21 protein-coding genes are annotated in these 19,756 nt (G+C 65.2%); 13 read left to right on the top strand and 8 right to left on the bottom strand.

Annotated features, from left to right (window positions below; genetic code table 11):
• Positions 1 to 281: 281 nt before the first annotated feature.
• Positions 282 to 701 (bottom strand): low affinity iron permease family protein, encoded by a 420-nt coding sequence (locus tag PMO31116_RS07785; RefSeq protein WP_150566208.1) that lies wholly within the window; start codon positions 699 to 701, stop codon positions 282 to 284.
• Positions 702 to 948: 247 nt separating this feature from the next.
• Here PMO31116_RS07785 and PMO31116_RS07780 point away from each other — a divergent pair, with 247 nt between their 5' ends.
• Entirely contained in the window at positions 949 to 1,611 is a 663-nt protein-coding gene (locus tag PMO31116_RS07780; RefSeq protein WP_150566207.1) for a hypothetical protein, read from the top strand.
• 133 nt (positions 1,612 to 1,744) lie between these two features.
• Here PMO31116_RS07780 and PMO31116_RS07775 read toward each other — a convergent pair whose 3' ends face one another.
• Together PMO31116_RS07775 and PMO31116_RS07770 are read right to left on the bottom strand one after the other, a co-directional pair.
• A complete protein-coding gene (locus tag PMO31116_RS07775) occupies positions 1,745 to 2,398 on the bottom strand; it encodes an ABC transporter ATP-binding protein (RefSeq protein WP_246185188.1) in 654 nt (217 codons plus the stop codon).
• Positions 2,395 to 2,664, bottom strand: a complete 270-nt coding sequence (locus PMO31116_RS07770) for a metal/formaldehyde-sensitive transcriptional repressor (RefSeq protein WP_023598248.1) — start codon at positions 2,662 to 2,664, stop codon at positions 2,395 to 2,397. The genes PMO31116_RS07775 and PMO31116_RS07770 overlap by 4 nt, the downstream gene beginning before the upstream one ends.
• Before the next feature lie 115 nt (positions 2,665 to 2,779).
• Here PMO31116_RS07770 and PMO31116_RS07765 point away from each other — a divergent pair, with 115 nt between their 5' ends.
• The 3 genes from PMO31116_RS07765 to PMO31116_RS07755 all read left to right on the top strand — a co-directional run bounded on the left by PMO31116_RS07765 (position 2,780) and on the right by PMO31116_RS07755 (position 5,431).
• A complete protein-coding gene (locus PMO31116_RS07765; RefSeq protein ID WP_150566297.1) occupies positions 2,780 to 3,742 on the top strand; it encodes a nickel/cobalt efflux protein RcnA in 963 nt (320 codons plus the stop codon).
• A gap of 119 nt (positions 3,743 to 3,861) precedes the next feature.
• A complete protein-coding gene (locus PMO31116_RS07760) occupies positions 3,862 to 4,722 on the top strand; it encodes a class I SAM-dependent methyltransferase (RefSeq protein ID WP_145864896.1) in 861 nt (286 codons plus the stop codon).
• A 136-nt stretch (positions 4,723 to 4,858) separates the two neighbouring features.
• Positions 4,859 to 5,431, top strand: coding sequence for a DUF1993 domain-containing protein (locus PMO31116_RS07755; RefSeq protein WP_150566206.1), 573 nt, complete (start codon positions 4,859 to 4,861; stop codon positions 5,429 to 5,431).
• Positions 5,432 to 5,470: 39 nt separating this feature from the next.
• Here PMO31116_RS07755 and PMO31116_RS07750 read toward each other — a convergent pair whose 3' ends face one another.
• The gene (locus PMO31116_RS07750; RefSeq protein WP_150566205.1) at positions 5,471 to 6,349 is read right to left on the bottom strand and encodes a LysR substrate-binding domain-containing protein; all 879 of its coding nucleotides are present in this window, start codon (positions 6,347 to 6,349) and stop codon (positions 5,471 to 5,473) included.
• 203 nt (positions 6,350 to 6,552) lie between these two features.
• Between PMO31116_RS07750 and PMO31116_RS07745 the strand changes: the two genes are divergently transcribed.
• The 7 genes from PMO31116_RS07745 to metC all read left to right on the top strand — a co-directional run bounded on the left by PMO31116_RS07745 (position 6,553) and on the right by metC (position 13,345).
• Positions 6,553 to 7,377 (top strand): transporter substrate-binding domain-containing protein, encoded by an 825-nt coding sequence (locus tag PMO31116_RS07745; RefSeq protein ID WP_150566204.1) that lies wholly within the window; start codon positions 6,553 to 6,555, stop codon positions 7,375 to 7,377.
• 15 nt (positions 7,378 to 7,392) lie between these two features.
• The gene (locus PMO31116_RS07740; protein ID WP_150566203.1) at positions 7,393 to 8,085 is read left to right on the top strand and encodes an amino acid ABC transporter permease; all 693 of its coding nucleotides are present in this window, start codon (positions 7,393 to 7,395) and stop codon (positions 8,083 to 8,085) included.
• A 4-nt stretch (positions 8,086 to 8,089) separates the two neighbouring features.
• Positions 8,090 to 8,782 (top strand): amino acid ABC transporter permease, encoded by a 693-nt coding sequence (locus PMO31116_RS07735; RefSeq protein ID WP_150566202.1) that lies wholly within the window; start codon positions 8,090 to 8,092, stop codon positions 8,780 to 8,782.
• Between the two features lie 35 nt (positions 8,783 to 8,817).
• Positions 8,818 to 9,585, top strand: coding sequence for an amino acid ABC transporter ATP-binding protein (locus tag PMO31116_RS07730; protein WP_150566296.1), 768 nt, complete (start codon positions 8,818 to 8,820; stop codon positions 9,583 to 9,585).
• Positions 9,586 to 9,688: 103 nt separating this feature from the next.
• Complete coding sequence (locus PMO31116_RS07725) at positions 9,689 to 10,285, top strand: cysteine dioxygenase family protein (protein ID WP_150566201.1); 597 nt, start codon at positions 9,689 to 9,691, stop codon at positions 10,283 to 10,285.
• A gap of 163 nt (positions 10,286 to 10,448) precedes the next feature.
• Positions 10,449 to 12,068: a rhodanese-like domain-containing protein gene (locus PMO31116_RS07720; RefSeq protein ID WP_150566200.1), complete on the top strand. Its 1,620-nt coding sequence runs from the start codon at positions 10,449 to 10,451 to the stop codon at positions 12,066 to 12,068.
• A gap of 89 nt (positions 12,069 to 12,157) precedes the next feature.
• Positions 12,158 to 13,345 carry a cystathionine beta-lyase gene (gene metC / locus PMO31116_RS07715; protein WP_150566199.1) on the top strand — a complete coding sequence of 396 codons (1,188 nt, stop codon included), beginning with the start codon at positions 12,158 to 12,160 and terminating at the stop codon, positions 13,343 to 13,345.
• Positions 13,346 to 13,357: 12 nt separating this feature from the next.
• Here the strand turns inward: metC and blaPNC are convergent, their stop codons facing one another.
• The 3 genes from blaPNC to PMO31116_RS07700 all read right to left on the bottom strand — a co-directional run bounded on the left by blaPNC (position 13,358) and on the right by PMO31116_RS07700 (position 16,635).
• Positions 13,358 to 14,566, bottom strand: coding sequence for a PNC family class C beta-lactamase (blaPNC, locus tag PMO31116_RS07710; RefSeq protein ID WP_150566198.1), 1,209 nt, complete (start codon positions 14,564 to 14,566; stop codon positions 13,358 to 13,360).
• Positions 14,567 to 14,866: 300 nt separating this feature from the next.
• Positions 14,867 to 15,340 carry a DUF3331 domain-containing protein gene (locus PMO31116_RS07705; protein WP_174970967.1) on the bottom strand — a complete coding sequence of 158 codons (474 nt, stop codon included), beginning with the start codon at positions 15,338 to 15,340 and terminating at the stop codon, positions 14,867 to 14,869.
• A gap of 2 nt (positions 15,341 to 15,342) precedes the next feature.
• Positions 15,343 to 16,635, bottom strand: coding sequence for an NAD(P)/FAD-dependent oxidoreductase (locus PMO31116_RS07700; protein ID WP_150566196.1), 1,293 nt, complete (start codon positions 16,633 to 16,635; stop codon positions 15,343 to 15,345).
• 155 nt (positions 16,636 to 16,790) lie between these two features.
• Here PMO31116_RS07700 and PMO31116_RS07695 point away from each other — a divergent pair, with 155 nt between their 5' ends.
• Together PMO31116_RS07695 and PMO31116_RS07690 are read left to right on the top strand one after the other, a co-directional pair.
• Positions 16,791 to 17,450, top strand: coding sequence for a TetR/AcrR family transcriptional regulator (locus PMO31116_RS07695; protein ID WP_023598233.1), 660 nt, complete (start codon positions 16,791 to 16,793; stop codon positions 17,448 to 17,450).
• A gap of 97 nt (positions 17,451 to 17,547) precedes the next feature.
• Positions 17,548 to 17,901, top strand: a complete 354-nt coding sequence (locus PMO31116_RS07690) for a RidA family protein (protein WP_150566195.1) — start codon at positions 17,548 to 17,550, stop codon at positions 17,899 to 17,901.
• 128 nt (positions 17,902 to 18,029) lie between these two features.
• Here PMO31116_RS07690 and PMO31116_RS07685 read toward each other — a convergent pair whose 3' ends face one another.
• Positions 18,030 to 19,721, bottom strand: a complete 1,692-nt coding sequence (locus tag PMO31116_RS07685) for an SH3 domain-containing C40 family peptidase (protein WP_150566194.1) — start codon at positions 19,719 to 19,721, stop codon at positions 18,030 to 18,032.
• Positions 19,722 to 19,756 lie beyond the last annotated feature (35 nt).

Genomic DNA, 19,756 nt, shown 5'->3' with positions numbered 1-19,756 from the left:
GCATGCGAGCCGTGGGGTCGGGGGGGCAACCGTTCGGCGCGGGGCTTGCGGTGCCCTCGCGTGGAGACAGTGCTGCGCTACTCCCTTCGCTTACGGCCGCGCGGAGCACGAACTTTAGTGAGCGAAAGTCAATGCGCCCGCGTTGCGTTTCAACCGTCGATGCCGAGGCGCGCACCGGGCCCCCCGTGATTCGCGCGCTCGACTCGCCCGGGCGCGCTCGCTTGCTTTTCGTTGATGTTTCGCGACCGCCCCCGCACCGCCCGAACCCGGGCGGGTTCGTCTCATTGCGGGTCGTCGACGAAGGGCGATCCCGTATCGCGCTTGCCGCTGCGAAGCGCCAGGCGGGCCTCGTTCGCGAGGGCTTCGTAGCGCTTGCGAAAGCGCGCGAGCTCCTTCTCGTCGAGCTCCTCGAGATCGAGCAAGGCGTTGTGCGCCCCTTCCATGGCCCGGATCAGCTCATCGAGCTTGATGTGCATCGCCGCCGTGTCGCGGTTCTGGGTGTTTTGAATGAGGAAGACCATCAGGAAGGTCACGATGGTCGTGGACGTATTGATGACCAGTTGCCACGTATCGCTGTAGTCGAACATGGGGCCGGTGACGGCCCAGAGAAGTACCAGCGACACCGCCAGCACGAACGCTGACGGTCGTCCGGTGACCGTGGAGAGGTAGCTCGAAAACTTCGAAAACCATCGGCTGCGCATGGCTGTCTCCTGTCGTCGAAACAATTGCCGAATGATGGCATGAACGACGGCCCCGCCGATAAGCGGCTGTCGTCGCTCGCGATCGCCGAATACGGCCAGCGGAACACCCCGCGAATATCCCAAGCGTTTTCGATGGGTGGCCCAATGCCAAAGTCCGGCGTCGACAACTTAAAGTGTGCCGCGTTTTCGGTGCCAATCTGAAATACCAACTTACCGGAGGAGTCGAATCATGGGCATTGTTTCAGAGATGGAAGTGCGCGGCATCCCGCCTGCTCCGGCGTTCATCGAGCCGCATGCGCCGGCGCAGGGTGGCGTCGCCGGCGATCTGTCGCGCGTGGCGCATTCGTCCACCGCACGTTTTGAGAACGACGCCGCATCACTGCGAACGCGCAAGGGCGCCTCGGTTGCCGGTGCCGCAAGCATCGATTCCGTGGAAGTCGCATACACGGAATTGCGCAAGGACTGGCATGCGGCGGCGAATAGCGAGAGCAGATGGTCATCCATGCGGGCGGTTCGGGTCCCCGCCTCGTTCAACAGCTTGAGCGAGATCGAGAAACGTCGGTGTGTGCAGTGGATCGTTGACGAGGCCGTCGGACTCAACCGGAACAATTTCTGGAAGGCGCTGATGTTGACGCGCGACCTGGGGCCGTATTACCGAGGGACGATCAGCCGCCGGGACTATAACGACTTCAGCCGCATGGGGTCCTCGACCGGCGCCGACGGCACCTATATTCGCAGCCAGATGACGAGCTATGGGATGGTCAGGGATTACTACGCCGCCGCAATGCCGGCCACGGCTTCGGTCACGGAGGATCAGGAGGATAGCGCTGCGGTAGCGTCGGTACGCTCGGACACTGCGGCCGAAGGCGCCTCATTTCCTGCCGGCGTGCTGATTCGAAGCCGCCTTTGACCCGGCAGTCAAGGTGACGCGTGCCGTTGCCGCCGGGGACCGGCGCGAGGTGAACCTGACGGTTTCGGCACGCTGCGACCCGACATGACGGGATGGCGCTCGAGGTAAATCTGTCGGCCCCTCGGCTGGCCGATCAAGGACCGCTGGCCGCGACGCTCGCGAGATCCGGGAATCGCAGCTGGGTGGCGTGGCAGCCTTCGGCCAGTTCGTCGTCATGCGTCGAAAAGAACACGCAACTGTTCTTGCCCAGCTCGCTGAAGAGATCGATCAGCACGCTGCGCGACGGACCGTCCAGGCCGCCGCTCGGTTCGTCGGCAAGGATCACGCGCGGCGAGCCGAATCGCGTGGCGCTCAGATAGAACTTCCGGCGCGTACCCAGTGACATCTGATCGAACCGCTTTTCCATGTGAGGCATCAAGCCAAAGCGCTCCACCCATTGCAGAACGTCCGCGCTCACATCGACTCGTCGCGCAGCCGCACGCTGCGCAAGAAACCCCATCCCCGTCTGCGCGGGCTCGGTCAGGCAATCGAACGGCACCACGGCCAGCGCGGCTTGCGCGGCGTCCGTCGCGCTCTGCATCGAATGCCCGTCGATCCAAACCCGGCCGCCGTGGGCATCGACCGTGCCCGCGAGCATGCCGAGCAGCGTGGTCTTGCCGCCACCGCCCTCGTCGCGCAATGCGAAGCAGCCGCAGTCGGCCTGAAACCCGAGGTTCTCGAACAGAGTGAAGTCGCCGAAACGTTGGGTGAGATGCGCGAAGCGGAGCAGGGGGCCGGGGCGTGTCATTTCAGATAGGCCTTGATCACGTGGAGGACAGGTGCCAATTCGGCTTCGCGATGCGCTTCATCGGACTCATGAACGAGGTGATCGACCAGATGTCCTTCGATCACCGCGCCCATCAGACCGTTGACGGCGCCGCGAATGGCGGCAATCTGCTGGAGAATCTCCACGCAGTCGCCTTCCTCGCTCAACTGACGCTCCAACGCCTGCGTCTGCCCTTGTATGCGACGCACGCGTGCCAGCAATTTGCTCTTGTCCCGAATCGTGTGCACGGTCTGTCGCGCCCTCGCAATTTTTTGACGATCAATGTGCGAAAAATGCTAACACAAATATACTATGGGGGAGTATATTCGCGGTTCCCTGTTCAACTCGATCGAGCGTGGCGTCATGACGGAGTTCTCGACCCTTCTGCAGCAAGGCAATGCCTGGCTGTTCATCCCGAGCGCGATCCTGCTCGGCGCATTGCATGGTCTGGAGCCCGGCCATTCGAAGACGATGATGGCGGCGTTCATCGTCGCAATTCGCGGTACCGTGGGGCAGGCCGTGTTGCTCGGCCTCGCCGCCACGATCTCGCACACGGCGGTCGTGTGGCTCGTGGCCATGGCCGGCCTGTATTTCGGCCGCAATTGGAACGCGGAAGCTACCGAACCGTACTTTCAACTGGCGTCGGGTGTGCTGATTCTCGGCGTGGCGGCGTGGATGCTCTGGCGCACCTGGCGCGATAACGCTCACGCGCACGGTCACAATCATGGGCACGACCACGACCACGACCACGACCACGACCACGACCACGACCACGACCACAGCCACGACCACAGCCACGGCCACGACCACGACCACGGCCACGACCACGACCATGGCCATGGCCACGGCCACGATCACGGGCATCCCCGCGATCAGCGCCCCGCCCAGCATCCGCATGCATCCGCCCAACCCGCCGGGCTCGCGCTGGCGGCCGATGAGTATCAGGACGCTCACGAGCGAGCTCACGCCCGCGACATTCAGCGGCGGTTCGCCGACCGAAATGTCACCACGGGGCAGATCGTGATGTTCGGTCTGACAGGTGGGCTGGTGCCGTGTCCCGCGTCGATCACGGTGCTGCTGCTGTGCCTCCAGCTGAAGCGCTTTGCGCTGGGCGCAGGCCTCGTGTTGTGCTTCAGCATCGGTCTGGCGCTGACGATGGTGGCCTCGGGAACACTGGCCGCGCTTAGCGTGCGACACGTGTCGCAGCGATGGGGCGGGTTCGGCGAGTTCGCTCGCAAGGCACCCTACGTCTCCGGCGCGCTCATCGTTCTCGTAGGACTTTACGTGGCCTATCAGGGCGCGTCGCATCTGTTCTTCGGCGCTTGAAGCGACGCCAGCCGGGCGGGGCGCATGGACGCCATCGGCGCCGGACCGACGTGTGCGGCGCGTTGTCCCACGGTGTGCAAGAATCGGCCCATCCGGTACCGCTCCGATGAGGCCCCATCATGACCGCTCCGAAGGACATCGCCCCCGAATCCACGGCTGCGCGCGTTGCATTATGGCGCGCACTGCATCTCGAAGCCGACGCGGCCCCGCCCGTGCTCGCCGACGACATCGGACTGAAGCTGCTCGATCCGCCGGACGACTGGCGGGAGCGCGGCGACATGGATCCGACGTTCACGCGCCCGTTTCGGGCGTCCATCGTCGCGCGGGCGCGCTTCATCGAGGACCTCGTGATCGAGCAGGTGCAGCGCGGCGTGAGCCAGTACGTGATTCTCGGCGCGGGGCTCGACAGCTTCGCGCAGCGGCACGCGTCGTTGGCGTCGTCGCTTACGATTTTCGAAGTCGACCGTCCCGGGCCGCAGCGATGGAAGCACGATCGCCTCATCGCGCTCGGCTACGGGGTGCAGGACTGGCTTCGTTTTGTGCCGGTCGATTTCGAAGCCGGGCAATCGTGGCGCGAGGCACTGGTGCGGCACGACTTCGATGCGAGCCGACCGGCCGTGATCGTTTCCACGGGCGTGAGCATGTATCTGTCGCGCGAGGCCAATGCCGCGACGCTGCGCGAGGTGTCGTCCTTCGCACCGGGATCGACGTTGGCGATGACGTTCCTGCTGCCGCTGGAGATGGCCGATCCGGACGTACGCCCCGGGCTGGAGATGGCGGAGAAGGGCGCGCGCGCCAGCGGCACGCCGTTCATCAGTTTCTTCACTCCGGACGCGATGATGGCGTTCGCCCTCGAAAACGGTTTTCAGGATGCCCGGCACATCTCGGCGGCCGCGCTGACCGAGCGATACTTCGCAAACCGAACCGACGGCCTGCACCCGCCGCGAAATGCCGAGGAGCTGCTGATCGCGACGACGTGAGCAATGCGCTCGCGTGCGGCCGACGTTGCCCGATACCGTCCGCCGCCGCATCGCATCGATCCTGCGCTGTGAGGCCGGAACGTTCGCGCTATGCTGCCCGCTGCGCAAGAATCGATACCGCTAACGGAGGCGTGGCATGACATTGACCGAACTTCTCGTTCCGACCTTTTCGCAGATGCTGCGTGGCCTGTCGGCATGGCTCGACAAGGCTGCCGACTACGAAAGCGCGAACGGCAAGCATCCCGATGCGCTCATGACGCTGCGGCTCGCGCCGGACATGTATCCGCTCGCCGCGCAGGTGCGCTTCGTGTGCTACCAGGCGATGGAGCCTGCTTACCGCCTGCGCAGCGAAACGATTCCGCAAGCGCTCGTGACGCTTCAGAAGGAAGGCTGGAATGCGGAACAGCATCCCGGCACGTTCGCCGACGCCAAGGCGTGCCTTGCGAACGCGCTCGCCTTTCTCGACACGCTGGCCGCGAATGCGCTCGACGCCGGTGAATACATCGATATTTCCCTGTCGCTCCCCAACGGTGTCATCTTCGACATGACGGGCGAGCAGTACGCGCGCGACTGGTCGCTCGCGCAGTTCTATTTCCACATCAACACCGCCTACGGCATCCTGCGTCAGCACGGCGTGGAACTTGGCAAGGCCGATTACGTGGCGCACGTGCTTGGGTATCTGCGCCCGGGGACCGCGCCGCAAGGCTAAGGACGTCGCCACACGCTTTGCCGCACCCCTCGCCGCGCGTCATTCCGCCATCAGGAACGGCGGTCCGAAGCGCGTGGCGATGTGCTCCGTCGACTCGAACAGTTCGCGCAGCACCTGGCTCGTGCACGTGGGCTGTACGTACAGATAGAACGCCACATCGGGTAGACGCGGCAGGCCGTCCGCTTCCGAGAGTACGCGCATGTTCGCATCGAGCAGTTCGGTGGTGCGCGCCGTTACGCCCAATCCCGCGCTGATCGCCGCCTTGATGCCCGTGAGCGTGGGCGAGATGAAGCTCGTGCGCCACGCGATGCCCGCTGCGTTCAGCCGTTCGATGGACAGTCGCCGGAACAGGCTCAGTCCGTCAGCCATCACCAGCGGCACCGGCGCCGACGCGTTGAAGATGAAATCGTCCGCGCAGATCCAGACCATCGGCGAGGTCCGGAGCTTGATGCCCGGAAATCCCTCGTCGTAACGTGTGGAGATCGCCAGGTCCAGTTCCTTTTCGCGCAGCGCGTCCATCAGGTGGGGGCTGCGTCCGACGATGATCTCCAACTGCAATTCAGCCGACAGCTTCGAGAGTCGCCGCAACATGCTCGGCAGGATCGAATCGGCGACGTCGTGTGGCGAGCCGATCCGCAACTTCTCCGCGGGACCGCGCGTTTGCATGACCTGCACCGCCTGATCGTTGAGCGCAAGAATCTTGTTCGCATACGCGACGAGCCTCACGCCGTCGGCGGTCATCGTCTTCTGTCGCCCCTGCTTTTCAAACAGGGCGCATCCCATTTCCTGTTCAAGCCGTTGCATCTGCTGCGTGATGGCCGATTGCGTGCGTCCCACCCGCGTGGCGGCCGCCGCAAACGTCTCGTGCTGCGCGATCGCCACGAAGGTGCGCAGCAGGTCGATGTCCAGATTTCGCATGATCGTCGAAGTCGATACTTCAGGGGCGTTAATGTTTCCGGGATAAAAATTAAATTGTTCTCAGGAATTTTGGTGGATAACCTGCCTGACACTCAAGCAATATTTATGTGACCGGGGGCAAAGCCGGCGCCGACCGGTCCCCCGCTAATCGATTCGCCGATCCATGATCGCCCCCAGGATCGCACCCAAGGAGACTCAGGACCATGTGGCAACGACACCTTGCAGCCGCGCTGTTCGCGACACTCGTCGTGACGGGCGTCGCCCGCGCCGATCAACTGGCCGACATCAAGGCGCGCGGCACGCTCGTTTGCGGCACGCAGAACGCGAGCGAGCCTTACGCGTTCCCCGACGCCGCGACGCGCAGGATCGTCGGCTTCGACGTGGACGTGTGCAACGCCCTCGCCAAGGGTCTCGGCGTGAAGCTCGACCACCGCGCCCTGTCGACCGACGCGCGCATCCCCGAACTGAAGACGCGCCGCGTGGACGTCGAGGCGGCCGCCGTGGCGTGGATGCCCGCGCGCGCGGCACAGGTCGACTTCAGCGACCAGTACTTCGTTGCCCCGATTCGCGTGCTGGTGCGCGCCGACTCGCCGGTGCAGACACTCGACCAGCTCGCCGGCAAGAAGATCGCCGCATCGGAAGGCTCGAGTTCGGCGGCCGTGTCGGTCACGCGTCTGCCCGATTCGAACCTGTTGACGTTCCATGACATCTCGTCGGCCTTCCTCGCCCTGCAGCAAGGCAAGGTTGAGGGGCTGGTCGCCGGTCAGCTGATTCTCGCGCGCTTCGCCAACGAAGCGGCCACCAAGGGTGGGCAGCAGTATCGTCTGCTCGCCAAGCCGGTGTTCGAGGAGCGCTGGGGCGTGGTGATGAACAAGGGCGAGCCCGCGCTGCGCGAGGCCGTGAACAAGATCCTGCTCGACTACGACAAGTCGAACGGCCTGCAGGAGAGTTTCGACAAGTGGCTCGGCAGCAAGTCGGTCTACAAGTTCACGCGCGACTACAAGGTCGAGCCGATCAAGGTGCAGTAAGCGAGACGCAGCACAATGTTCGATCTTTCGTTTTTGCTCGACGACGGCTACCTGAAGCTGCTTCGCGACGGGGTACTGACCACGCTGCGGCTGTTCGTGGTGTCGGGTCTGCTGGCGATCGTGGTGGGCATTGTGCTCACCACGCTGCGCGCCCTGCCGGTGAAGCTCTTCAAGGGCTTCGTCATCGTGATCGTGGAGTACCACCGCAACGTGCCGGTGCTGGTGCAGATTCTCGTGTGGTACTTCGGCGTGCCGCAACTGCTGCCTGCCGGCATGCGTGACTGGATCAATGCCGGCAACACCGAGTTCTTCTTCGCCACGGTGGCGCTCGCGCTCAACGCCGGGGCGTTTATCTCGGAAGACCTGCGCTCGGGGCTGCGCGCGATACCGCATACGCAACAGGAGGCCGCGTGGTCGATCGGCCTGACGTACCTCCAATCGTTCCGGTACGTGATCCTGCCGCAGGGGATTCGCGTGGCGTTGCCTGCCCTGCTCAACCAGGCGTTGCTGCTGTTCAAGAACAGCTCGTTGGCAATGGCCATCGGTGTGCACGAACTGCTGTACCGCACGCGTCAGATCGACAACCTGACGTTTCGCACCTTCGACGTGTTTCTGGTGGCCACGATTCTCTACCTCATCGGCACGCTCGCTCTGATGGCGCTCTCCGAGCACTTCGCCAAACGCCGCGCGGCGCCCTCGGGAGTCTGAGCCGATGTACCAGATCCTGCATGATTACTTCGCGTTGTTCCTCGTCGGCAGTTGGCCTAACGGTCCGCTGGGCGGCGTGGCCGTCACGCTCATTCTGTCGGCGCTCGGGCTGCTGATCTCGTTTCCGATCTCGGTGGTGATCGGCATGGCCCAGGTCTCGCCTTGGCGCGCCATGCGCCGCGTGGCCGGCGTCTGGACGCGGCTCGTGCGCGGTATTCCGCTGCTGATGATCATCTTCTGGGCGTACTTCGCCGTGCCGCTGCTGGTGGGCGCCGAAGTGTCGGCCTTCACCACGGCGGTGTGCGCGATCATCGTCTACGAGAGCGCGTTCCTGTCCCAGATCGTTCGCGCCGGTCTCGAAGGGTTGCCGCGCGGCCAGATGGAGGCGGCGCGCTCGAACGGACTGTCATGGCTGCAAAGCATGCGCTACGTGCAGTTGCCGCAGGCGCTCGCGAACATGCTCCCGTCAATCGTCAACCAGTTCGTATCGATCATCAAGGCGACGTCGCTGGCCTACGTTATCGGTGTACCGGAGCTCACCTACTCGGCCGCTCAGGTCAATACGATCGTGCTGACCAAGCCGCTGCAGACGTTCCTCGTGCTCGCAGCTTTCTATTTCGTGTTGTGTTTCGCCATTTCGCGCTTCGCCGGCTGGCTCGAGCGTCGCATCGCCCGCCAGCGCGCGGGACTGGCGTAAGCACGGGTTTCCACAAGGAGAACGCGACCATGTCCATGCTCGCATTCGAGAAAGTCGACAAGTTCTACGGTGAGCATCATGTCCTCAAGGGCATCGATGCCACCATCGGCCGCGGTGAAGTCGTGGTGGTGTGCGGGCCGTCGGGGTCGGGCAAGTCGACGTTGATCCGTACCGTCACGCGGCTCGAGGCCATTCAGAAGGGACGCATTCTCTTCGAGGGCAAGGACGTGAATGCCCGCGACATGAAGCTCAACCAGCTGCGCGCGCGCATCGGTTTCGTCTTCCAGAGCTTCAACCTGTTCCAGAACCTTTCGGTGCGCCAGAACCTGGTGCTCGGGCCGACCAAGGTGCTCGGCATGTCGCGCGAGGCGGCCGAGGCGCAGGCCGAGACGCTGTTGGCCAAGGTGGGGCTCGCGCACAAGATCGACGCCATGCCCGCCAATCTCTCGGGCGGCCAGCAGCAGCGTGTGGCCATCGCCCGGGCGCTGGCCATGAAGCCGCCGCTCATGCTGTTCGACGAGCCGACGAGCGCACTCGATCCGGAGATGGTGCAGGAGGTGCTGCAGGTCATGCGATCGCTGGCCGAGGAAGGGCTCACGATGATGATCGTCACGCACGAAATGGGCTTTGCGCGCGACGTGTCGAGCCGCGTCTGGTTCATGGATCAGGGGCAATTGCTCGAAGACGCACCGCCCGCCGAGTTCTTCAGTCAGCCCAGGCACGCGCGTGCGCAACGCTTCCTCCAGGATGTGTTGCGCCCGTCGCCGACGATCAGCGTGCCACGCGAGGCCGCGACGGTTTGACGGGCCCGCCGGCCCCGATGCCGGCAAGCCCTTGACGACACCCACGAGCGCGTCGCTCCCGAGCGCTTCGAAATAACAAGGTTTCACGGAGAAGACTTTCATCATGTCCACGTCCCAACTTTCCGAACAACGTCAGGCCGCCGTCAGCGACGCCATTGCCGCCATGAAGGCCGCCCTCGCGCCGGCCGGCGAGACACGCCCGGCTTTGGCCGCCGTGCTCGAACAGGTCAAGTCGCTGGCCGCTCGCAGCGCCTTGTGGAGCGAGGCGGACTTTCCGCCGCCGACCGACGGCGAACTCCAGGCGCGTTATCTGATTCATGAAGACGCCGACAAGACGTATGCGCTGTATCTGAATGTCATGCGCCCCGGCAAGAAGATCACGCCGCACAACCACACCACGTGGGCCTGCATCGCGGCAGTGGACGGCGTGGAATACAACTACGTCTATCGCCGTACCGACGACGGCCAGACCCCTGGCGTCGGCACGCTCGAGGTGAGCGAGACCGTGGTGGTCGATCCCGGCAACGGGATCGCACTCGCGTCGGACGACATTCACGCCGTCGAGATCAAGGGCGATGCGCCGATTCGTCACCTGCACATGTACGGCCGCGCGCTCGAGACGCTCACCGAACGCATTACCTTCGACCTCGAGAAGGGCACGTACCAGGTCATGGACATCGGCGTGAAGACTCGCCGCTGATCCGCTGACGCCGCGCCGGACCGGCGCGGCCCGAGGCCCTTTCCAGACGGCGCAAGCGCCACTTGCGCCAAGCGCGACACATCGCTCCTGACGGGCGGTGCGGGTGCGCTCATCCCTACGCTTTGGCAACGGCCGGGCGAAACCAGAGAACCGATACCACTTGATGACTTCGTTCACTCCTCAATTCGTGCCGGCTGCCCGTCTCAAGGCATGGCTGCACGACGGCGCCGAAATCGCCGTGTTCGACGTGCGCGAACACGGTCAATACGGTGAAGCCCATCTCTTCTATGGCGTGACGCTGCCTTACAGCCGTCTCGAACTCGATATCGTGCGGCTCGCACCGCGTCGAGACGCCCGCGTGGTCGTCTACGACACCGACGCGACCGTGGCCGTGCAGGCGGCGCAGCGTCTGGCCGAACTCGGCTACACCGGCGTGTACGTGCTCGAAGGCGGCACCGACGCCTGGCGGCAGGCCGGCTACACGCTGTTCGCCGGCGTGAACGTGCCGTCGAAGACGTTCGGCGAACTCGTCGAGATGGCGTATCACACGCCGCGCGTGACGGCCCGCGAACTGGCGGCGATGCGAGCGCGTGGTGACAACGTGGTTATTCTCGACGGCCGTCCCGTGAACGAGTATCTGAAGATGACGATCCCGTCGTCGATCTGCTGTCCGAACGGCGAACTCGGCTATCGCATTCGCGAGCTCGTGCCCGACACCACGACGCCCATCGTTGTGAACTGCGCGGGGCGCACGCGCAGCATCATCGGCGCGCAGACGCTCATCAATCTCGGCATTCCCAACCCGGTCATGGCGCTGGAGAACGGCACGCAGGGCTGGTATCTGGAAGACTTGCCGCTCGAGCACGGCAGCAAGCGGCGCTATCCGGACACGGTCGCGCCTTCGAGTGCGGCGCAGATGCGCGAGGCGAGCCGTGCGCTGGCCGAGCGCTTCGCGGTGCCCGAAGTCGATGCCGCGACATTCGCGCAGTGGGCCGCCGACCCCACGCGCACGCTGTTCCTGTGCGACGTGCGCACGCCGGAGGAGTTCGCCGCGGGAACGCTGCCGGGCGCGCAACACACGCCGGGCGGCCAACTGATTCAGGCGACGGATCAATATGTCGGCGTGCGTCACGCGCGCGTGGTGTTGTTCGACAACGACGGCGTGCGAGCGCCCATCGTGGCCAGCTGGCTGCGTCAACTGGGCCACGACGCGCATGTGCTGCGCGACGGCCTGTCGAGCGGTGCATCGCTGCCGGTGGGTGCACCGGGCGTAAGCGCCACGTTGCCCGAGATCGACGCCCCCGCGCTCCGGGCGGCGCTGGCCGACGCCGGCGTGGCGGTCGTCGATCTGCGTCCGAGCATGAACTTCCGCCGCGAGCACGTGCCGGGCGCGCATTGGGCGATTCGCCCGCGCGTGTCGGCGCTGGCGGCCGCTTCGGTATTGAATTCGGCGCGCCACGTCGTGCTCGTGGCCGACGAACGGGGCGTGGCCGAGTTGTTCGTTGCCGACTGGCGGCGCGCGCACGCCGGGGACACGCGAACGTTCTCGCTGCTTGCCGGGGGCATCAAGGCCTGGATGGCCGCCGGCTACCCGGTGGTCGGCTCGGCCGACGTCCCGCCCGACGCCGAGTGCATCGACTATCTGTTTTTCGTGCACGACCGTCACGATGGCAACAAGGCGGCTGCACGCCAGTACCTGGCATGGGAGACCGGTCTGCTCGCGCAACTCGACGATGAGGAGCGCGGCGCCTTCCGTGTTGGTGAGTCCGCCGCTTCGAAGTAAGCTGCGCCATGGGCGTGCGCACCGTCGCGGTGGCGCACGCCCCATTTCGCGATTCGTCGATTCTTCCTGTTACGCCACGCCCCCTGACCATGTCCCGACAACCGTCTTCCCAACGCCTTGCCACCCGCCTGATCAAGGGCGGCACGCACACGCCCGTCGTTGGCGGTCACGCCGTCAATCCGCCGGTGGTGCGCGCGTCCACCGTGCTGTTCGACTCGATGGACGACATGAACGATGCCCGTCGCCGTCGCGGCACCGAGCGCATGTTCACCTATGGCGCGCGCGGTAATCCGACCGGCTTCGCGCTGGAGGATGTCGTGGCGGAAATGGAGGGCGGCTACCGCACGCGTCTTTTTCCGACGGGCCTGGCGGCGATCTCGATGGTGTTTCTCGCCTACGTGCGACCTGGCGACCATGTGCTGGTCTCGGATTGCGTGTATCAGCCGCTGCGGCATTTCGTGGAGACATTTCTGAAGCCGTGGGGGGTGCACGTGACATACTTCCGCGCGGATGGCAGCGACGCCGCCGAGCACATGACGGCGCGCACCAAGCTGATCTATGTGGAAACGCCGGGGTCGCTGGTCTACGAGATGTGCGACATTCCCGCGCTGGCCGATCTGGCGCATCGTCACGGTGCGTGGCTCGTGGCGGACAACACGTGGGGCTCGGGCGTGCAGTGCCGACCGCTCGCACTTGGCGCCGACATCTCGGTGATGGCCGCGACGAAGTATCTCAGTGGTCACTCCGACGTCATGATGGGGACCGTCACCACGACGCAGGCCGTGTGGCCCACGCTTTCCACCATGGCCGACGCACAGGGCGTGGCGGTGAGCCCCGACGATGCCTATCTCGTGCTTCGCGGCATTCGCACGCTCGCGGCGCGCTTGCAGATGCACGAGCGCCACGCGCTCGAGGTCGCGCGTTGGCTCGAAACATCGCCCGAAGTGGCACGCGTGTTCTGTCCGGCGCTACCGACGCATCCGGGGCACGCCCTGTGGCAGCGCGACTGCGTGGGCACGAACGGTCTGCTCTCGTTCGAATTCGCCAACGCCACGACCGCGCAGGCGAACCGGTTCGTCGATTCGCTGGCGCTGTTCGGCATCGGGGCGTCGTGGGGCGGTTATGAGAGCCTGGCGACGGTCGTCAATGTGCCGGGTACGCGCACGTGCGAGGACTGGAGCGCGGCCGGCCCCATCGTTCGCCTGCATGTCGGACTGGAAGACCCGCAGGACCTGATCGACGACATGGCGGCGGCGCTGACGGAGGTGTTCGGCTAAGGCATTCCGCTGTCAGGGCCTGGCGCCGTCGAGCGTCGTCAGGATGTGATGCGCGGCGCGGATGCGCTCGTCCATCGCGTAATTCCTGTTCGCCAGCAGCACGATGCCCATCTGTTTGGACGGCACGAACGCAACATATGCGCCGAAGCCGTTCGTCGATCCGGTCTTGTTGACCCAGGCGACCGGTGTCGGCGCCATCGGCGGGGAGAGTTCCCGCACCGGCGTGGCGTTGAGCGCCATGTGCGACGAATTGCCTTCGAGCAGGGCGTCGAGCGTCACGGGATACGGGTATTGCTCCCACACCAGATCCTGCGTCATGGGGGCGTCGAAGTAATAGCCGGTGCGAGTCGTGTAGATCGCATGGCGCAATTTGCGATCGGGTACCGGCTGTCCGAGATTGGCATTGACGAAGCGCAGCAGGTCAGCGGCGGTCGTCTTCACGCCATAGGCTTCCGGTTCGAACAGCGCGGGTGTGACCCGAACCGGCTTGCCGTCCTTGTAGCCCCACGCGTAGTTCGCCTGTTCGGCCTCGGGCACGCGAATGAAAGTGTGCCGCAGATCGAGCGGCTTGAAGACGTGTTCCGTCATTAGTGTCGCGAAGTCGCCTTGCATGGCCCGTGCGGTGAGCCAGCCGAGCGCGCCGATGCTGACGTTTGAGTACGTGCGCACGGTCCCGGTCGGCTTCGCGGGCTTCCACGCCTTGAGGTAGTCAGTGATCTGGTCGGTCGTACGGACGTTGTCGGGCAACTGGAGCGGCATGCCGCCGGTGGTGTGCGTGCCGAGGTTCACGAGCTTGACGTCGCCGAACGGCGTGCCGGCGAACTCGGGGGCGAAGCGGCTCGCCTTGTCGGTGAGCGACAACGCCCCGTCGGCCTGCGCATAGGCGGCGAGGGTGGCGGTAAACGTCTTGCTGACCGACCCGATCTCGAACAGCGTGTCGGCGGTCACGGGCTTGTTGGCGGCCTTGTCCGCGACGCCGTAGTCGAAGACGTACGTGTGGCCGTCGAACAAAATGCCGACGGCCATGCCGGGAATGTCCTGCCGCGCCATGAGCGGGCGGATGGTGTTGTCGACCAGCGACCGGATCTCCTCCTGACGGGGATTCGTCCGAGTTGTCGCGTCGTCCGGCTCGGCCGCGAAACTGCGCGCACTGAATGCCATCCAGCCAATGGCGGCGGTGGCGACGAGCGAGGCAAACAGCGTGAGGTGTGGCTTGGTCATCGGCGATGGTCTCCGTGTGAGGGGGCATTGCGCAAATACGGCACTGACCGGGGCTGGTCGATGCCATTGTGAAGCGCTTGACGCGATGACCGAAGGGTAATCCCAAATGCCACCGCATCCGGCGGTGTGCGGCGTAACGGTCGTAACCTCGGTAACCACCGTAAATCGCTGGCCCGGAAATGCCGAGCAAAAAAAAACCGCCCTCGAAGGGCGGCAACACGCTGAAAGGAAACGGGGATCGGGGGGGATCGGTCTTTTCAGCGCGTGGGTTGGTCGTGCCTCACCGAGCGGTTTCCCGCCTCACAGGGCGGCTTCCAGCTCGCGGCTCTCCGAGGCGCGCATGGTGCGAATCGCGTCGGCCGAGATCATGGCGTCGGCGTTGAGCGGCGGTACGTCGCCGAACAGCGGCCGGTAGACGAAATCGCCCACGTCGATCGAAGCCCCCGTCAACGCACAAACGCCCGGATGATTCGCTTTGCGGATGCGCCAGATCTGCGCGCCGTAGTTGCCGCCCATGGCGTCGTTCCATGACACGGTGATCGTCAGTTCGCTGGAAATTTCCAGCACGCGCACGATCGGCGCGCGCCGCGTGTATGGGATGACCGGCAGGCACACCATGGGCTCGGCATCGAGCATCGCCACGGTGTGCTGCCACACGCCCTTGTCACGCACCGAGGCACGTGCGGCGCGCGAGGCGCGGGAGGTCGCCGAGGCGTTGACGGGAGCGCGGCTGCCGCCGCTTCGGTTGGAACAGTTGGTTCGGTCGCTTCGCATAGTCAGGCCAGCCGGATGCGCGGCCCGCGAGGGCCGCCGAGTTTTTCCGCCCCCAGCAACATCGTGGCGCGGGCGAACCCGTGCAACGCTTGCTGATGACGCCGATACAACATGGCGTGGCTCCATTGCGCAAAGCATCCGCGCACGATGCCACCTTTGAAAAAGCCGAATCGCCCAAGCGCACCGCACGCGTTGTAGCCCGAGAGCGACACCGACGCGCCAGGATCGCGATAAGCGAACGGCGGAATTGCGCGGCCCTCGAGCCACGCGCCAAAGTGACGGCTCAAATGCGCCGCCTGTTGTGTTGCCACCTGAGCGGTCGGCGGCAGTCCGCGTTCATCGTCCGACGACGTGAGCGACGCGCAATCGCCTAGCGCGAAAATCCGCTCGTCCTGCGCGCTCTGCAACGAGCGACGCACCATGATCTGGTTCGCGTCGTTGGTCGCGAGACCGCCGATGCCGGCCAGCACGTCGGGCGCTTTCATGCCAGCGGCCCACACCAGTAGATCGCCCGGGATCAACTGCCCGTCGTCGCGATAGAAACCATCGCGATCGGCGCACACGATGCGGGTGTCCGTCAGGACACGAAAGCCCAGCGCTTCGAGCTGCCCCTGCGTCGAGGCAGAAACCCCGGGCGGAAAGGCGCCCAGCACCCGCGGACCGCCCTCCACCAGCGTGAGCTTCAGGCGCTCGCCAATCTGAGGATCGCCGTACCCCGCGGCCAATGCGAACGTGCGGCTCAACTCCGCCGCCAGCGCCACGCCCGTGGTGCCGCCTCCGGCAATCACGATGCGCACTGCGTCGTCACTCACGGCACTGCGCAGGGCTTCGCAGCGCAGCGCCGCGTGAAAGGCCTCGGCCTGCGTCTGACTGTCGATGAAGTGGCATACGTCGCGCACACCGGGCAGACAGGCGTCGTCGGCCTGCGAGCCCAGCGCGAGCACGAGGGCGTCGTACGGCACGCGCCGCTCGCCCAGCAAGCGCGAACCGTCCGGCGCTACCATCTCCCCCAGCACGATTTCGCCGCGCGCGCGATCCAGCCCGCACAGCCGTCCCGCCTGATACGTGAAGCCATTGCCGCACGCATGGGCGAGATACGCCACCTGCGTGTGCGCGACGTCGCGCGTGCCAGCGGCCACGGTGTGCAGCATTGGCTTCCAAAGATGCGTGGGATGCTGATCGACGAGCGTCACGCGCGCGGCCCCGTCGCGCCCGAGCGTGCGGCCCAGGCGCGTTGCCAGCATCAAGCCGGCGATACCGCCACCGACGATCACGATTCGGTTCGCGCGAGACATTTGGGGGGAAATGTCAAATTCAACAAGTGATGAATAAGGGCATAATATAGAGCGTGTCCCCGGCGTGTCAAATGGGATGTGTCTGGGCAGGCAGGTGCGTTCGGGTCGGGTAGACTTGGCGCATTGCTGTTGCGAAATCGTTACCCCATCGCTCAATGACTCCTGAAAAAGCCGTCTCGCAAGCCGATTCACCCCGCAAGCGTTCTCGCGGACGCCCGACGTGCGACTGCGCGCATGGCGCCGATGCGTTGCTGCTCAACGCGCGGCGTATTTTTGCTCAACGTGGGTTTTATGCGAGCAGCGTGCGGCAGATCGCCGAAGCATCAGGCGTGGATGCGGCGCTGATTTCGCATCACTTCGGGTCGAAGGAAGCGCTTTGGATTGCCGTCGTCGACCAGATCGCCACGCTCACGCAGTCGCTGATCGAGCAAACGCACCTGCTGCGTCAGTCCGAGATGGCGCCAGCGGAGCGACTCGAGCAGGCGGTGCGCGAGTTCGTGGAAGCGGTGTTCGAGAATCCGGACGTCGGCATGTTCTTCTCGACCGCGGCCACCGAGGAGGGCGAGCGTCTGGACATCATCACGCAACGGCTGGTGCGTCCGTACCGCGATGCGATGGTGCCGCTCGTGTCCGACTGGCTCGTCACGCAGCACCGACCGGTGCAGGATGCCGACGTGATGTTCTTCATGCTGACGTCAGCCATCAGCAAGACCGTGTCATACCGACACATGATGGGGCCGTTCCTGCCGCCGGAAGGCATGGCCGATCTGAAGCGCACGGTGCTTGACTGCGCGATGGCGCTCATCCGGCAGTGACGCGGATCGTGGGGTGTGCGGGCGTTGCGATACCCGTCGTTTAAGATAGCGGCACTCGGGCCACTCCCGGCCCGCGTCTTCTTTACGGTGCCCCCCAATGTCGAACCAAATCAAGCGTCTGCACACCAACGTTCGCATGAGCCAGATCGTGATCGCCAACGGCGTGGTGTATCTGGCCGGCCAGGTGCCGGATGTCAACCTCTTGTCGATTACCGAGCAGACGCAGCAGATTCTGGAGCGCATCGACGGGTTGCTCGCCGAGGCGGGTGTGGACAAGACGCGCCTTCTCACGGCCAACATCTGGCTGTCGGACGCCAGGCACTTCGCCGAATTCAATACCGTTTGGGATGCCTGGGTGCCGGAAGGCCACGCGCCCACGCGCGCTTGCGTGCAGTCGCCGCTCATGCGCGACGGTATCGATGTGGAAATTGCCGTGACTGCCCTGGCGTAACCGTCGTCAGTCCACGAGGCTCGCGATGTCGTGCACGGCACGCGAGCCCGCCGCCTGTCTCGAACGTCTCGGGAAAACCGGCCTTCACCCGTCTGCCTGCCGTACACCCGCGAGACTGCACTACAGCACTACTGCGGCATCTCTTCCTGGGAATCGAGACCGGGCGCTCGCATGGCTTCTCCCCGGGGTTGTCCTGCCGCATCTTCCGCCCCGATCACGCTGATTTCGAATAGCGGCTTGCCCGCGAGCGACCGCGCCTGCGGATCTTCCGGATAGGTCTTGAGCAACGGAAGTATCACCGAGCCGCCGATCACGTTGCGGCGACTGTTGTCGGCCGGTGAGAGTCCCCACACGTTCTGATACGTCATCGGCACGCTCTCGCCATCTCGCTGGGCATTGCCCAGATACAGCATGATGTGCCCATTGATGTGGATCAGTGTCATGAGCGGCCGCCCTTGCTCGGAGAGCGTACGCAGTCGCGTGTCGATGTCGGCGTGGCGCAGGTCGGTGCGCTTTCCGGCGCGCAACTGGTCTGAGGAATGCCGGGGCAGCCACACGCCGAACGGCGCGAACAGGCTGCGTGTCTCGGCCGAGCAATCGTTGTAGAAGAGCGTGTTGCCCCACCCGTACGGACGCCCGATCTGCTGCTTCATTACCTGTGCGAGATGGCGCGGCGTAAGGGTCCAGGGCATCGCCACGAAGGTGTCGGTGTCGAGCGCCGCCGTGCGGATCTGCGCGCGACGCTCGATGTCGGCCACCGGAAACATCGCGGCCTGGCGGCCATCGGCCGCGCGGATGAGCGGGAGTACGGTGCCGATGGGTGCGAACGTCCGGTAAATCGGGGCCGGGGCGTCGGCGGCGGCATCGGCGAGCGGCGTATTGGCGCGCACGATGGCGCCGAGTCGTTGCAAGGCGGCGCTGCGCCACGTGGTAACGAAGCGCTCGTCCACCGATGCGACCGTGCGCGCGTCCACCCACCCGATCAGGTCGGGCGAATAGACGAGCAGCCACGCACCGTCGACGCTGCGCGCCAGCGTGTAGACCGGTGTGCCGGGACGCAGCGCGGAGTCCTGCAAGGCGTCGAACGGATAGCCCTCGCCCGCTTCGCGAAAGTCGTAGAACGCGGGATCGTTCGTGGGCAGTTGCCGCACCAGTGCATTGTCCACCGTGATGCCGCGGCGGCGCGCATCGTATCCCGAAGTCGCGCGATCGGGATCGAGTTGCGAGAGCGCCATGTTGGCTTCGATCGTCCGGATCCATGCGACGGTGTGCGGCTGGAAATTCTCACCGTAAGTCTTGCGCACGCCGGTCGCGCCATTGTCGAAGCGCCTGACGCGCCGCGCCTGGGAATCGCCGATCTGCTGGAGGCTTGCGGCATCGAGCAGCGACGCGGTGAGCCAGATGCCGTTCCATGGCGAGGGATCGCGCGGCCCGGTGCCGAAGTAGCGCGCGCGAAACGCTTCGAAACGTCGCGCCTGTGCCTGCGAGGAAAGTAGCGGCCGGTCATGGCCGGGCGCGTCTGGGCGAATCCAGTGATCGACGTTCTGATCGTAATGTTCGATGGGGAAGCGGCCGATGTTCTCGCGCGGGACCGAGGTCCCTGGCGCGGACTCCGCGGACGTGCGGGGCGGTTGCGGCGCACCCGCGCAGGCGGCCAGCAGGAGGACCGGCAGCAGCAATGCGGCGATGGTGCCGGTACCGCGGGCGCGCCGCGTCGTGGTCGGGAGCGGTCCGTCGCCGGCATGCGTCGGGCCGAGACGGGACGTCAGACGAATGCGGAAGCGCCGGATGGTGCCGCGCGCCGCGAGAATTGCGCCCATGTCGTGCGATAGAAAGCCTCGATGTCGCCATGCTA

Origin of the sequence: Pandoraea morbifera, assembly GCF_902459575.1 — a bacterium.
GTDB classification, from domain to species: domain Bacteria; phylum Pseudomonadota; class Gammaproteobacteria; order Burkholderiales; family Burkholderiaceae; genus Pandoraea; species Pandoraea morbifera.
This window is presented reverse-complemented; position numbering and strand designations above follow the sequence as displayed.

What these genes read in the sequence shown, in the direction of transcription:
- PMO31116_RS07760 (WP_145864896.1), top strand. Translation starts at nt 3,862, where the DNA reads ATGACCGCTCCGAAGGACATCGCCCCCGAATCCACGGCTGCGCGCGTT.
- PMO31116_RS07730 (WP_150566296.1), top strand. Translation starts at nt 8,818, where the DNA reads ATGCTCGCATTCGAGAAAGTCGACAAGTTCTACGGTGAGCATCATGTC.
- PMO31116_RS07765 (WP_150566297.1), top strand. Translation starts at nt 2,780, where the DNA reads ATGACGGAGTTCTCGACCCTTCTGCAGCAAGGCAATGCCTGGCTGTTC.
- PMO31116_RS07685 (WP_150566194.1), bottom strand. Translation starts at nt 19,721, where the DNA reads ATGGGCGCAATTCTCGCGGCGCGCGGCACCATCCGGCGCTTCCGCATT.
- PMO31116_RS07740 (WP_150566203.1), top strand. Translation starts at nt 7,393, where the DNA reads ATGTTCGATCTTTCGTTTTTGCTCGACGACGGCTACCTGAAGCTGCTT.
- metC (WP_150566199.1), top strand. Translation starts at nt 12,158, where the DNA reads ATGTCCCGACAACCGTCTTCCCAACGCCTTGCCACCCGCCTGATCAAG.
- PMO31116_RS07750 (WP_150566205.1), bottom strand. Translation starts at nt 6,349, where the DNA reads ATGCGAAATCTGGACATCGACCTGCTGCGCACCTTCGTGGCGATCGCG.
- PMO31116_RS07735 (WP_150566202.1), top strand. Translation starts at nt 8,090, where the DNA reads ATGTACCAGATCCTGCATGATTACTTCGCGTTGTTCCTCGTCGGCAGT.
- PMO31116_RS07745 (WP_150566204.1), top strand. Translation starts at nt 6,553, where the DNA reads ATGTGGCAACGACACCTTGCAGCCGCGCTGTTCGCGACACTCGTCGTG.
- PMO31116_RS07780 (WP_150566207.1), top strand. Translation starts at nt 949, where the DNA reads ATGGAAGTGCGCGGCATCCCGCCTGCTCCGGCGTTCATCGAGCCGCAT.
- PMO31116_RS07785 (WP_150566208.1), bottom strand. Translation starts at nt 701, where the DNA reads ATGCGCAGCCGATGGTTTTCGAAGTTTTCGAGCTACCTCTCCACGGTC.
- PMO31116_RS07775 (WP_246185188.1), bottom strand. Translation starts at nt 2,398, where the DNA reads ATGACACGCCCCGGCCCCCTGCTCCGCTTCGCGCATCTCACCCAACGT.
- PMO31116_RS07695 (WP_023598233.1), top strand. Translation starts at nt 16,791, where the DNA reads ATGACTCCTGAAAAAGCCGTCTCGCAAGCCGATTCACCCCGCAAGCGT.
- PMO31116_RS07720 (WP_150566200.1), top strand. Translation starts at nt 10,449, where the DNA reads ATGACTTCGTTCACTCCTCAATTCGTGCCGGCTGCCCGTCTCAAGGCA.
- PMO31116_RS07755 (WP_150566206.1), top strand. Translation starts at nt 4,859, where the DNA reads ATGACATTGACCGAACTTCTCGTTCCGACCTTTTCGCAGATGCTGCGT.
- PMO31116_RS07700 (WP_150566196.1), bottom strand. Translation starts at nt 16,635, where the DNA reads ATGTCTCGCGCGAACCGAATCGTGATCGTCGGTGGCGGTATCGCCGGC.
- PMO31116_RS07690 (WP_150566195.1), top strand. Translation starts at nt 17,548, where the DNA reads ATGTCGAACCAAATCAAGCGTCTGCACACCAACGTTCGCATGAGCCAG.
- PMO31116_RS07725 (WP_150566201.1), top strand. Translation starts at nt 9,689, where the DNA reads ATGTCCACGTCCCAACTTTCCGAACAACGTCAGGCCGCCGTCAGCGAC.
- blaPNC (WP_150566198.1), bottom strand. Translation starts at nt 14,566, where the DNA reads ATGACCAAGCCACACCTCACGCTGTTTGCCTCGCTCGTCGCCACCGCC.
- PMO31116_RS07705 (WP_174970967.1), bottom strand. Translation starts at nt 15,340, where the DNA reads ATGCGAAGCGACCGAACCAACTGTTCCAACCGAAGCGGCGGCAGCCGC.